The sequence below is a fragment of the Butyrivibrio sp. NC3005 genome (assembly GCF_000424545.1).
GTDB lineage: Bacteria > Bacillota > Clostridia > Lachnospirales > Lachnospiraceae > Butyrivibrio.
The window spans coordinates 1-14,409 of sequence record NZ_AUKC01000044.1 but is presented as its reverse complement, the minus strand read 5'-3'; the positions used below and the strand labels follow the sequence as shown (position 1 = coordinate 14,409).

General features: G+C 36.8%; 9 protein-coding genes. All 9 read right to left on the bottom strand.

What is annotated here, in order from left to right:
- Window positions 1–8: 8 nt before the first annotated feature.
- Window positions 9–1,091 (bottom strand): DUF6765 family protein, encoded by a 1,083-nt coding sequence (locus tag G634_RS0111775; protein WP_026505449.1) that lies wholly within the window; start codon window positions 1,089–1,091, stop codon window positions 9–11.
- Between the two features lie 17 nt (window positions 1,092–1,108).
- On the bottom strand, window positions 1,109–1,639 hold the full coding sequence (locus G634_RS0111770) for a DUF308 domain-containing protein (protein WP_026505448.1): 531 nt from the start codon (window positions 1,637–1,639) through the stop codon (window positions 1,109–1,111).
- A gap of 1 nt (window position 1,640) precedes the next feature.
- Window positions 1,641–2,204 carry a hypothetical protein gene (locus G634_RS0111765; protein WP_026505447.1) on the bottom strand — a complete coding sequence of 188 codons (564 nt, stop codon included), beginning with the start codon at window positions 2,202–2,204 and terminating at the stop codon, window positions 1,641–1,643.
- A 425-nt stretch (window positions 2,205–2,629) separates the two neighbouring features.
- Window positions 2,630–3,661, bottom strand: coding sequence for a lysylphosphatidylglycerol synthase transmembrane domain-containing protein (locus tag G634_RS0111760; RefSeq protein ID WP_026505446.1), 1,032 nt, complete (start codon window positions 3,659–3,661; stop codon window positions 2,630–2,632).
- Between the two features lie 279 nt (window positions 3,662–3,940).
- A complete protein-coding gene (locus tag G634_RS0111755; protein WP_026505445.1) occupies window positions 3,941–5,431 on the bottom strand; it encodes a glutamate synthase subunit beta in 1,491 nt (496 codons plus the stop codon).
- Between the two features lie 40 nt (window positions 5,432–5,471).
- Window positions 5,472–9,989: a glutamate synthase large subunit gene (gltB, locus tag G634_RS0111750; protein ID WP_026505444.1), complete on the bottom strand. Its 4,518-nt coding sequence runs from the start codon at window positions 9,987–9,989 to the stop codon at window positions 5,472–5,474.
- Window positions 9,990–10,013: 24 nt separating this feature from the next.
- Window positions 10,014–12,122, bottom strand: coding sequence for a glutamine synthetase III family protein (locus tag G634_RS0111745; RefSeq protein ID WP_035799898.1), 2,109 nt, complete (start codon window positions 12,120–12,122; stop codon window positions 10,014–10,016).
- Between the two features lie 59 nt (window positions 12,123–12,181).
- On the bottom strand, window positions 12,182–13,765 hold the full coding sequence (asnB, locus tag G634_RS0111740; RefSeq protein ID WP_026505442.1) for an asparagine synthase B: 1,584 nt from the start codon (window positions 13,763–13,765) through the stop codon (window positions 12,182–12,184).
- A 449-nt stretch (window positions 13,766–14,214) separates the two neighbouring features.
- On the bottom strand, window positions 14,215–14,409 hold a 195-nt coding region (tnpA, locus tag G634_RS0111735), incomplete at its 5' end, for an IS200/IS605 family transposase (protein WP_026505441.1).

Here is a 14,409-nt window from a genome sequence, read left to right as displayed (position 1 = left end):
AAAATGCGCTATTTAAATCCTACCAGCTGGTTCCCCGATTCTATTATTTTTCTTGCTACCATCTGTTTCTGCAAAAGTGCCGCCTCGAAAAATCGACCAAGATATGTGTCAGACTTATTTATGCTTTGAAGATACTGTTCGATATGCTCATCCTTATTAAAATCAGGAATTACTTCGCCTGAAAGACTCTCACCCCAAGATTTCCAATCACTAGAGGCATCAACCTGTCTCTTTGAGATTATCCCGCGAATTCTATCTATGTGTGGATGAATTATTTCCGTAGCATAGGTTTCTTTTTTAAAAACATTTACTGCTCCTTTAAGGTATCTAAGAGCATATACCATCTGAGCAAACGCCTGCTCATAATCATTTGGGTTATCTTTAATAATCTCCTTGTATCCACCCCAGGCAGGAAGATAAACATATCGTATAAAACTATAGTCAGGCAAATGTCCTGCGCGACCATGTCCAAGATTCATGATGGAATTTTCATCAGATTGATAAACACTCCCAACATAAACTGGCTTGTCAACGTTCTCAGAAGCCGAAGGATTATGAGAAAACTTTATCCGCCTACGTTCTATTTTCATACCATCCTCTGATAAAAGCTCATAAAAATACCAGTTTGTATTATTAATAACCAGAGAAGGTGTTCCAGCAAAATATGTATGAGCCCAAGTATCTGCGAGAACATGCATTGCAACACCAGCAGCTTCCATTCCCTTGTCCTTTGCAAGTGTTACTGTATCTACCAACAGATTTCCATTTGGCCCGCATATTAGTCGGTATTTGTCTTTATAATTCTTTGAACCTATATTGACCTCTGCATATAAATCCCTCGGAAGAAAATGGAAAGATGACCATATTCTTGTTATGTCACATAAACCTAGAGGGTCTGTCCTTGCCTGTAAAAGCTCCGATTGAAGCTGTGTTGTCGCAGCCTGCGAAGGTCCACCTGATTTTTTCAACCAAGTACGTGAACAGTGATCTACCAACTGGGCTGCATGACATATATCAACGCTGCTTTTATGATCGTACCCCGCAAGTAATGCAGCGCAGTAAGTTGCGTAATAATGAAAATCTCCCTGCATTTTTTCTCTGCTCCTGTTTAATCTATCGTTATTACCTGCTGACGACGTAATGCATTAACAATACTCATTACTGCTGAAAAAATAAATCCAGCTGCACAGATATTTACAACTCTTGCTCCACTTCTCATAAAGATAAGACATATAATCGCAAACATCACCTTAACTACACCCTGAAAAGTCTTAAATTTCCATGAGCTATTAATTCCTCTTGCTTCATTTGCGCCCACAAGATCAACAATACCAGAAAAAGCCAATGTCCCTGCTAAATACATTAGTACATACACTCTAGGTACCCATGCAAGAGAACCCGTAAAGATTCCAAAATCCAAAAATAGAACTCCACGAAATAGAATAGTTCTACCACCGACCATGTGTCGAGCCATCCGGAAATAAAACCAAAGCATACGCAGTCCTATGATTTCCAATGAAATAGAAAAGACGCCAATAATGGCCATATATGCTCTTTCCCCAAAAGCAAGCATCGCTATGCCAATTAGAATCATTAAAAAAGCAAACAATATCTTTCTTAATCTCTGCCAAATTGTCATTTTATGCCTCCTGCTTTTTTAGACTTTTTATTTTATTAGACGAATATAAAATGGAAACATAATTAATAAATGCAGTAACTTCCATTATGAAATAGGCCAAATCTATATTTCCGCTCATATCTTTTTTTCTGATACAGTTAAAAATATTACTTAAAATAAGCACTCCAGTGAATAACGCGCTAAATAAAGTCACCACAAGATAAAACTTATTACGCTTTTTGGCTGTTGACCGTCCGGCTCTAAAAGCATTCAACCCAATGTAAAGGTGGTATAGAAATACAATTCCACTAAACAAAAACAGTATCAACAAAAAGAATATCCACAAGATGATATTCACTATTTGTTCATATTCCGTACCTATAAGATCTGCACCACTCTGATTCATAACAATCTCAATTAATTTTGAAATTGATTCTTCTCCAAGAAAAAAAGTAATAAAGAGTTTGATGATATCCCATAGTGACATGACGATTACCATCCCACCACTTAGAGCCAATGCATCCTGATGACGCCGAAGTTGAATCTGTATCTCTTCATTTTGGGGTTCAAATAATACAGTGTTCATTACTTCTCCTTCCTCGAAACAATGGTAATTCCTAACTTATTTGTACTTTTTGTTCCACTTTTTAATCCAACCTCCCAACAAGTGTTGCGGCAGTAGCAATACATATATAGTCATGGGAATATTGCACTGCTTCGACATGATAAACGAATTCTCGACAAATCATGAAAATTTTATAATAAAGATGGCATTACTATATTCTAATTATCGGTTAAAAAATCTTACCGATTAAGCTTCTTCTCCCTCTCTTATGCCTATGATAAAGTAAAAACTTAATGTATCAAAAAAAGAGCTATAGCTCTAAATAATCTATCATCATCTAGGCTATGCTCTTTCAAACATATCTATTTACACATATTAAAGTTTTATCTAAAATTTTTGATTCTTATATTTTACAAAGATTATGCTTGCTTATTTCTTCCTTGAATTTATTTCTTTCTTTTTCGTAAATATGCAGCAAGTGTAATAAGACCACTGGCCGCTACACAAATATAGAATGTAATACATCTGCTAATCATCTCTAAGAGAAAAGCTTCATCAGTAGAAATAACACTTGAAAAACCATCAATCATCAAATAATCCGCTATTCCCATAGCACCTGGAATCGGAACAAAATTATATCCAATAGTAATAAGACACTGTTTGGAAAACAGTACTGTAAACAGATGCCTGTCACCACCCATTGCAAGATATACAAGAGCAGGAACAATTATCTGTGCAGTTCTCTGAAGAATATTCCAGAAAAATGCTTTTACAAGAATTGATGTCTTTCCAGCAAGAAGTCTCGAACAGTTATTATAATCATCCTGAATCTTATACAACTTTTTTATTCTTGGTTCAAGTCTGTGAATAACCTTTTTCTTGTGAAGGAAATTCAGAAGCTTTGATAATAATGAAAAAATCTTTTCACTTTTAACCAATACTGTAAGAAAAAAAACAGTGGTTAATGTTAGACCAAACAACCCGAGAATTATAAGTAATTTTGCCGGAAGTCCGAAGCTAAAAAAACACTGCGGCGTCAATATCATCGCTATTATTCCCAAAAATACTATAGACGCAGTATATAACATAATATTTAAAATCAGTGCAGCAGAAGCAACTCCGACAGGAATTCCATCCTTATGCATGAAATATGCACTTGCAGGCTGTCCTCCTGTAGCAGACGGCGTTATTGCTGAAAAATATACATCTGATGTACTATATATAATGCCTTTTTTCAAACTTCTTTTATACGATATTCCTTTTAAAATCGAGCATATCGCTACACCCTCAAAAAATACAAATAATCCTGCCGATGCAAAAGCTGCAATCATCCACCTTTTATCTGTCTTGCCAAGTATATCAATAAGCATAGAAAAGGACATATTTTCATTCTGTTTTAAAACTGTCCAGATAGTAAATGCTGACAGAAAAACAGAGAAAAGCATCCAAAAAACCTTCTTTTTCTGCGAACTATTCATTTAAAACAAAACCTCTATTTCCAGGATTGTGGCTATGACACCTATACCATTATATACAAGGTTTTTAGGTGTAACAAGTATAAAATACGTTTTTTAGTAAATCGTCAGTTTATTATTACCACTTTTAGCTTTAGTAAAACTGTAAATAAAAAAACAAGATAATGTTTTTAACAACTTTAATCACTCAACAGCAAAAAATCCTTGATTAGATTGCAAAAATACAACCTAATCAAGGATTCACACCTTTTTGCCAATATCTAAGATTATTTTCTTGTTATATCAAAGATTTGAATAACCCATAAGATATTCATCAACTTCTCTTGCACAGGCTCTTCCTTCAGCAATTGCCCAAACTACAAGAGATTGTCCTCTATGCATATCTCCTGCACAAAAAATCTTACTACCTGCTACATGATATGAATCGTCTGCAGTAAGAACTGTACCTCTCTGACTTCTTCTAACAGAAAATGCCTCTGCAGTGTAATCTTCGCATCCAACAAAACCAGCAGCAATTAAGAGCATTTCACACTTGATTGTCTTTTCAGAATTAGGTACCTCCACAAGTTTACCATCTCTAAAAGTCACCTTAACAGTTTCGATTTGCTTTATATTGCCTTTTTTATCCACTGCTATAGTTTTTACAGTTGTTTCATACTCTCTAGGATCTTTCCCGTAAAGATAAATTGCTTCCTGATGACCATAATCTGTCTTCAGAACCTTTGGCCATTCCGGCCATGGATTTTTATCAGTTCTTTCTTTTGGAGGGTTCGGCATCATTTCAAGCGCGGTAACGCTCTTGGCACCATGCCTAATTGATGTAGCAATACAGTCATTTCCTGTATCACCACCTCCAACGATTACAACATTCTTTCCCTTGGCGCTGATAAATCCCCCCTGTTTTTCAAGGGCCTCTACACTTGTAGAATCAGCTTTCATAAGAGCTTTTGTAGTCTGTGTCAGAAAATCTACCGCATTGTATACGCCTTTAACTTTTTCAGGGTCCGCAATAGGAAGACTCCTTGCCTTTTTGGATCCACAACACAAGACTACGGCGTCAAAACTGTTTAAAAGCTCATTTGCCTTTTCACCTGCCACGATGTTAGTATTTGTATGGAAAACAATGCCTTCATCCTCCATAAGTTTTCTTCTTCTCTTTATTACGCTCTTATCAAGCTTCATGTTAGGAATTCCGTACATGAGAAGACCACCTATTTCATCTTCACGTTCATATACTTCAACAATATGCCCTCTGTGATTAAGCTCATCTGCAACAGCAAGACCTGAAGGACCACTTCCGACAACTGCCACTTTTTTGCCACTTCTTATAGAAGGCACTTCAGGCTTTATATAACCATTCTTAAATGCAGTTTCAACAAGATACAATTCATTATCGTGAACTGTAACAGCATCACCATTTTGTGAATTAATACATGCTTTTTCGCAGAGTGCAGGACATACTCGTCCTGTAAACTCTGGAAAATTACTTGTTTTATGCAATCTGTTGAATGCATGCTTGTCATGACCTTTATATATTTCATCATTCCACTCAGGAATCAGATTATGAAGAGGACACCCTGTAACCATTCCGCTAAGATTCATAGCTGACTGGCAGAATGGAACTCCGCAATTCATGCATCTTGCAGCTTGTTTGCGCCTACTGTCTGTATCTAGTGCTTTGTGAAATTCATCGAAATTTTTAATTCTATCCTGTGGCAAAACATCTATGTTGTCTGTTCTTTTAAATTCTAGAAATCCAGTTTCTTTTCCCATTTCTAAATCCATCTCCTATTATAAAATTTGCTCGTTTTTATCAGGTGAGTTCCTTAAATGCCTCAAGCACGGCATGCTCATGATCTACACCCTGTTCCTCAAATTTTCCTATTGTAGTAATCATCTTTTGATAATCATTAGGAACAATCTTCTTGAAATCTGGAATGAATTCTTCGAAATTATCCAGAATTTCTCGAGCAAAAATGGAATTTGTCTCTTTTACATAATCAACAAGGATTCCTCGAAGTTCTGCAATATCATACTTTTCAGTCAGCTCGTAGAGTGATGCCATATCTTTATTCATTCTAAGATAAAGAGTATGCTCTTTATCAAGAACATAAGCTATTCCACCACTCATACCAGCAGCAAAATTTTTACCGGTCATGCCTAGAATAACTGCTCTTCCACCAGTCATATATTCAAGACCGTGATCACCACATCCTTCCGAAACAGCAATAGCACCTGAATTTCTAACACAAAATCTTTCGCCAGCAATACCGCATACATAAGCCTTACCGGCAGTTGCACCGTACAAAGCTACATTACCAATAATAATATTGTCATGTGCGCTAAAAGTAGAGTTTTCTGATGGTCTTACTATAACCTTACCTCCAGATAAGCCTTTTCCAAATCCATCATTGGCATCTCCATAAAGTTTCAAGGTTACTCCTTTTGGAAGGAATGCACCAAAAGACTGACCTCCACCTCCATGAGCTTCAATGTTTATGGAATCATCTCTAAGTGCATTCTTGAAATCCGCAGTTACTCTGCTTCCAAGAAGTGTACCAAAACTTCTGTCTGTACTTGAGATATTAACTTTCATATTGATAGTATGCATATCGCTACTTCTATGAGCATATGGATTTAAAAGATTCTTTTCCTTTTCATATGTTGGAATAAGAACTTTAGAATCTAATGTTTTCTCAAGTCCAAAGTCATACACATCTTTAATATCAAAGAATGATTTTTCACGTTTTGCATAGCTGTTATTAATAATACGACTTAAATCTGCAGCATACTTTCCTTTTGTTTCTCTCATCTGAAGACAGTCTGTTCTTCCAACCATTTCGGTGAGAGTTCTAAAACCAAGTACGCTCATGATTTCTCTTAATTGTCTTGCTATAAAGAGCATGAAATTCATTACATGTTCTGGTTTGCCTTTAAAACGTTTTCTAAGTTCTTCGTTCTGAGTAGCAATACCTACAGGACAAGTATCCTTAGAGCATACTCTCATCATCATGCATCCCATACATACGAGAGGAGCTGTGGCAAAACCAAATTCCTCTGCTCCAAGAAGTGCAGCAATAGCTACATCTCTTCCTGTCATAAGCTTACCATCAGTTTCAAGAACTACACGACTTCTTAGCCCGTTATCAAGAAGTGACTGATGTGCTTCGCTTACACCAAGTTCCCATGGAAGACCTGCATGGTGAACTGATGAGGAAGGTGCTGCTCCTGTACCTCCATCGTAACCTGATACCAGAATCACCTGTGCGCCAGCCTTTGCCACACCTGATGCAATTGTTCCAACTCCGGCTTCAGATACAAGCTTTACAGATATTCTCGCCTTATCATTGGCATTTTTCAAATCATAGATAAGCTGAGCCAAATCTTCAATTGAATAAATGTCGTGATGTGGTGGAGGTGAAATAAGTGATACGCCTGGTGTTGAGAATCTTGTCTTTGCAACCCATGGATATACTTTTTTCCCAGGAAGATGACCACCTTCACCTGGTTTTGCTCCCTGAGCCATCTTAATCTGTATTTCCTTTGCACTTTGAAGATACTCGCTTGTAACGCCGAATCTACCAGATGCAATCTGCTTAACAGCGCTGTTTTTCTCTGTTCCAAAACGAGCTGAATCTTCTCCGCCTTCTCCGGTATTAGACTTTCCTCCAAGTCTATTCATAGCAATAGCAAGTGTTTCATGAGCTTCCTTTGAAAGAGATCCATAAGACATAGCACCTGTCTGAAATCTTTTAACAATTTCAGTCTCACTTTCCACTTCTTCAATTGGTACAGGCTCTTTAGCAGGAACAAACGATAATAGTGCTCTCAAGGTATGCGGTCTATTCTCGTCATCTACCATTTTTGTATATTCCTTGAAGCGTTCATAATCATTTTCTCTTACAGCTCTTTGAAGCGTAACGATAGTCTTTGGACTATACATATGATCTTCTTTATCGTCACCACTTCTAAGCCCATGGAATCCGATAGAATCAAGCGTTGTATCTGTTGAAAGGCCAAGCGGGTCAAAGGCTTTATTATGACGGAATTCAACATCCTGTCCTATTTCTTCTATTCCAATACCACCAACTCTGCTAATAGTACCTGTAAAATATTTGTCTACAAATTCTTTTGAAAGACCAACAGCTTCGAAAATTCTTGCAGACTGATAGGACTGTAGTGTTGAAATACCCATCTTTGCAGCTATTTTGACAACTCCGCCAAGAAGCGCTTTATTATAATCCGAAATAGCTGTATGGTAATCCTTATCCAAGATTCCGATATCGATAAGCTCTGCAATACACTCCTGTGCCAAATATGGATGAATTGCTCTTGCTCCAAATCCGAGAAGCGTTGCTATCTGATGTACATCCCTTGGTTCACCACTTTCAAGTATAAGTGAAACAACTGTACGTTTTTTGGTTCGTACCAGATGCTGTTCAACTGAAGACACTGCAAGAAGAGATGGAATCGGCATATGGTTTTCATCTACTCCTCTATCGGACAAAATAATAATGTTCACATCATTGGCAATAGCTCTGTCAACTGATATATTTAATTGCTCGAGTGCTCTTTCAACTGGTGTATTTTTGTAATACAAAAGTGAAATCTTACCTGCTTTGAATCCCGGTCTATCTAATGACTCAATTTTCATAAGGTCAACACCTGTCAGGATTGGGTTATTGATTTCAAGAACTCTGCAGTTATCACTTTTTTCTTTTAAGAGATTACCATCTGAACCAATATATACAGTTGTATCTGTAACAACTTTTTCTCTAAGAGAGTCGATTGGTGGATTAGTTACCTGCGCAAAAAGCTGTTTAAAATAACAGAATAATGGCTGATGATGTTTTGATAGCATTGCAAGCGGGATATCAGCACCCATTGATACCGTAGGTTCTATTCCATTCATTGCCATAGGCATAATCTGCTCTTTGACATCTTCATAAGAATATCCGAATACTTTATAAAGCTTATCACGCATTTCCTGAGTATGAGTTGGTATTTTTTTGTTAGGGATGTTTAACTTATTAATATGAAGAAGGTATCTATCAAGCCATTCTCCGTAAGGTTTTGCCTTGGAGTACTTTTCTTTACATTCTTTATCAGAGATGATACGTCCCTTTTTAGTATCAACTACCAGCATATGTCCTGGTGAAAGTCTTGATTTTTTCTCAATATTTTCATCAGGAATATCAAGAACACCTACCTCTGAAGACAAGATAAGTCTTCCATCTTTAGTTACATAATATCTTGATGGTCTAAGACCGTTTCTATCGAGAGTAGCACCGAATATCTCACCATCTGTGAAAAGAACGGCAGCAGGTCCATCCCAAGGTTCCATCATAGTTGCATAATAATGATAAAAATCCTTTCTATCCTGCGCCATGAAACCATTATTTTTCCAAGGCTCTGGAATAGTCAGCATCATAGCAAGAGGCAAATCCATGCCATTCATATACAAAAACTCAAGAGTATTATCAAGCATAGCTGAATCAGAACCTGATGAGCCAATTACTGGGTATACCTTTCCAAGCTCATCACCTAAAATTTCTGATGACATGGTTTCTTCTCTAGCAAGCATTCTATCGCTATTACCACGAATAGTATTGATTTCACCATTATGTGCAATCATTCTGTACGGGTGAGCTCTCTGCCAGGACGGAGTTGTGTTAGTTGAAAATCTGCTATGAACCATAGCAATTGCGGTAGTGTAATCAGGAGAAAGCAAATCAGAATAGAACTTTCTCAACTGACCAACAAGGAACATTCCTTTATAGACTATGGTTCTGGATGAAAATGAACAGATATAAGTATCCTCGGAAGATTTTTCATACTCTCTTCTAAGACAGTACAAACGTCTGTCAAATTCAATTCCACGATTAACATCATTTGGTCTTTCAATAAAACACTGACAAATATAAGGCATACAGTTTTTTGCAACTTCGCCGAGAATTTCAGGATGTATTTCAACATCCCTCCATCCAAGAACTTTCAGACCTTCTTTCTTGGCTATGACCTCGAGCATTCTCTTAGCGAACATACGTTTCATAGAATCTGTCGGAAAAAAGAACATTCCAATTCCATAATCTCCGGCTTCTTTAAGACAAATGCCTATCTTTGCAGCTTCCTTAGAAAAATAACCATGACAAATCTGTACGAGAATACCTACACCATCTCCTACTTTACCAGTAGCATCTTTACCAGCTCTGTGCTCAAGTTTTTCAACTATAGAAAGAGCATCATCAACTACTTTATTGTCTGCGTTACCATTAATGTTGATGACTGCACCAATTCCGCAGGCATCATGTTCATTCATCCATGTTTCCATAGTCTTCCTACCTTCTATTTTTGTTTATCTGAGTGAAAAAAGCATCTGACCATAAGTCGGGTAGCCAAGGTACTTATCTGGAATAAGAGCCTCTGCTTTGTCTGCATATTTACGAAGTTCATCCATATCTGAAAGGATTGTCTTCTGATAGAAACTTGCTGTTTCAAGTGCCTGTGTCATGCTTTCAGCAATTTTGGTATCAGCTGCAAGCTTATCAAGTGCTTTGAACATAAGGCTTCCTGATTCATCGAGAACCTTAACAATATTGTTCTCAAGCAGACACTCTGCTCCAGAGATAACACTCTTTTTCTGGATTATTTCATTTGTAACATCCTTCTGATATGCAACTAAACCTTCTGTAAGATCTTTTCTTACCATTTCCTGCATTGTCAAAGACTCAATATGAATTGACTTTGAATAGTTCTCAAGAAGAATATCATATCTTGACTGAATCTCTTCCTTTGTGAAGATGTTATGCTTTGTAAAAAGTTCAACTGATTCATCAGAAATCCAATAAGGCATTGCATCTGGTAAAGACTTAAGGTTTGGAAGACCTCTCTTCGCTGCCTCTTCAACCCATTCATCTGTATAGCCATTTCCGTTGAAAAGAACTCTCTTATGCTTTACAATTTCTTCTTTGAGAATCTCAAAAAGTTTTGTATTAAGCTCTTCTTTGCTATATCCTGCAAGTTTGTCATAAAGTCTTGTAAGCTCTTCTGCAACTGCTGTATTCAAAACAATGTTAGCATTTGCAACAGAAACAGCAGAACCAGGCATACGGAATTCAAACTTGTTACCTGTAAATGCAAAAGGTGAAGTTCTGTTTCTATCTGTATTATCCTTTGTAAAATGTGGAAGAACCTGTGCACCCATTGCCATCTGTACTTTGCCCTGGCTCTGATATGTACATCCCTCTTCTACTCCCTTCAATACTTCTGAAAGCTCATTTCCAAGGAAAATAGAAACGATTGCTGGCGGTGCCTCGTTTGCTCCAAGTCTGTGATCGTTTCCAGCGGATGCTACAGATAATCTCAAAATAGGAGCATAATCATCAACAGCAGCAATTACTGACACAAGGAATACAAGGAAAGGAATATTCTCTCCTGGATTTTTGCCTGGATCAAGAAGGTTTACTCCTGTATCAGTACATACAGACCAGTTATTATGCTTACCGGAACCATTAATTCCTTCAAATGGTTTTTCATGAAGAAGACATGCATAGTTGTGCTTATCAGCAACCTTCTTCATTACTTCCATTGTGAGCTGATTGTGGTCTACTGCAATATTAGCTGTTTCAAAAACAGGAGCAAGTTCATGCTGTGAAGGAGCAACTTCGTTATGCTTTGTTTTAGCAGGGATTCCAAGCTTCCATAACTCTTCATCCAAATCATGCATGTATGCAGATACCTTTGGCTTAATTACACCAAAGTAATGATCTTCCATCTCCTGACCTTTTGTTGCAGGTGCGCCGATAAGTGTACGTCCTGTAAAAAGAAGGTCTTTTCTCTTTTTATAAAAATCTTTATCAATAAGGAAATATTCCTGTTCTGAACCGATTGTAGTATTTACTCTCTTAACATCTTCATAACCTAAAAGGTGAAGCATTTTAACAGCTTCTCTTGATAAAGCTTCCATAGAACGAAGAAGAGGTGTTTTCTTATCAAGAGCTTCTCCTCCGTAAGAGCAAAAAGCTGTTGGAATGTACAAAGAACCGTCTTTGATAAATGCTGGTGATGAAGGATCCCATGCAGTATATCCCCTTGCTTCAAATGTTGCACGAAGACCACCTGATGGAAAACTTGAAGCATCGGGCTCTCCCTTTACAAGCTCTTTTCCTGAAAACTCCATAATCACGCTACCATCATCTGTAGGAGAAATGAAGCTATCATGCTTTTCAGCTGTAAGACCTGTCATTGGCTGGAACCAATGTGTAAAATGAGTTGCACCGTTTTCAATTGCCCATTCCTTCATTACCGCTGCAACACAGTTAGCTACATCAAGTTCCAAATGACTTCCCATTTCTATTGTCTTATGAACTGCCTTATAAATATTCTTTGGCAGGCGCTGTTTCATAACTTTATCGCTGAAAACAAGTGAGCCAAATTCTTCAGTAAGTTTACTTGCATCTATCATTGTTTTTTCCTCCTGTTAATGGTGCAAAAAAATTTGTTTAGACGATTGGTGAATAACAATTATTTGCCGGATTCGCCATAGTTTGATAGTACTCGTGCAGACGGATCATCTACATTACAGCCTTCCCATTCCTTGTTGGGCATCCAAAAATCTACTATCATTTCTGACTGACCCGGGTAATACTTCTCAAAAATTTCTCTATATAAAAGAGATTCTTTAGTAAACGGTGTTGCATGTTCATATTGAAATCTCTTTTTATCAAATTCATCATCTGAATACATACTGTCTGCATATTCGATAAGATCATCTCTTAATGAGTGACCTACAGCATCAGAAAAAGCTGCTTTTTCTCTCATGAGAATTGACCATGGAATAAATTCATCTTTTTCAAAGGCTTTTCTCAAAAGATATTTTCCTTTTCCATAAGTATTTAGTTTCTTTTCTGGATCAATAGACATTACATAACTTGCAAAATCCAAATCTCCAAATGGCACTCTTGCTTCAAGTGAGTTAACACTTATGCATCTGTCTGCTCTCAAAACATCATACATGTGAAGTTCTCTAATTCTTTTTGCTGCTTCTTCCTGAAAAGAAACAGCGTCTGGAGCAAAATCAGTGTATTTATATCCAAAAAGTTCATCAGATATCTCACCGGTAAGTACTACCTTTATATCTGTGTTCTCATGAATCCATTTACAAAGAAGGTACATTCCAATTGATGCTCTAATAGTTGTAATGTCATAAGTACCTAGGGCTTTTATAACTGGTTCTAATGCATTTATTACATCATCTTTAGTAATAATCACTTCGTGATGACTGCTATGAATATACTCAGCAACTTCTCTCGCATACTTTAGATCGATTGCATCTATATCCATTCCTATAGCAAAAGTCTCAATAGGTTTGTCTGATCTTGCAGCAGCAACACCACATACAAGCGATGAATCAAGTCCGCCAGAAAGAAGAAAACCTATAGGAGCATCAGCTGATAGACGTTTATCAATTCCAAGAAGAAGCTTATCATGAATCTTTTCCAATACTGTTTCCAGACTATCCTCTGATACTTTTTCAACTTTAGTCATATCCCTATATTGGATAAATTTTCCATTTTCATAATAGTGTCCTGGAGGAAATGGCATTATCTTGTCACAAACTCCAATAAGATTTTTAGGCTCGGATGCAAATACAATGTTTTCTTTTTTATCATAACCATAATACAAAGGTCTGATTCCTATTGGATCTCTTGCAGCGATTAGTTTCTTTTTTTCGCTATCATATATAACACATGCAAATTCAGCATCTAGAAACCTGAACATTGCTGTACCAAGCTTTTCATATAAAGGAAGCAATATTTCACAATCGCTGTCGCTTTTAAACGAATATCCAAGAGACTTAAGATAATTCTTTAAATTCTCGAAACCATACAACTCCCCATTACAGACAACATAATTATTATTAAGATTAAAAGGCTGCATTCCAGCTTCATTTAAACCCATGATGGAAAGCCGATTAAAACCAAGCCATCCACCTTCAACCTTTTGTATTCTTGTCATGTCAGGTCCTCTGGAAATTGTCTTTTCGAGCATCTCTTCAAAGAACTCTTTAGATATTCCCTCTCCTTCGTATGCGAGTATTGCACACATATTGTTTCCTCCTAATAGTTAATAGAATAAATTTTTATACATATTCTTTGGTGAAAAAACAAAAAAGCGGCGCAAAAAGGAAGGCATTTAAGCCTTGATGCCCCTTTGCACCGCTAAAAGCTAAAAAAGTGTATAAAAATCCTTATAAAAAAACAAAAGGCGCCTTAGAGTACATTCTCTAAGACGCCTTTGCCTTTATGTGAAGTTATTCTACACGTATGTTTATTCAATGTCAAGAATTTTTTTGGAATAATTTTACATTTTTCTTATTATAAACTATAGTTGCTAAAAGCCTATTAACATTATCTAGTTATCCTAATCCAACGTGAAGCCTCACACGACTAAAGTCGCGTGCTTCCTATTGCCACAATCTATATAGTTACTGTCTCAGAAAATATATGATTGTATTGTTTTATTTTAACGGAATACGTAGAATATATCTTCATGTGTTACTTTTCTTTCTGACTGCTTATATAATTAGTGATCTGCTCTTTCGTGCGCTCACTTACAGTTGCTACAAAATATGATGGATTCCATAAATGTCCACCCCAAAGCTTAGTTTTGATTTCTGGATGTGTAAGAAACAGCCATCTTGCAGTATTGCCTTTGAATACTTTAATTGCATCTGAAATCCTGCATTGAGG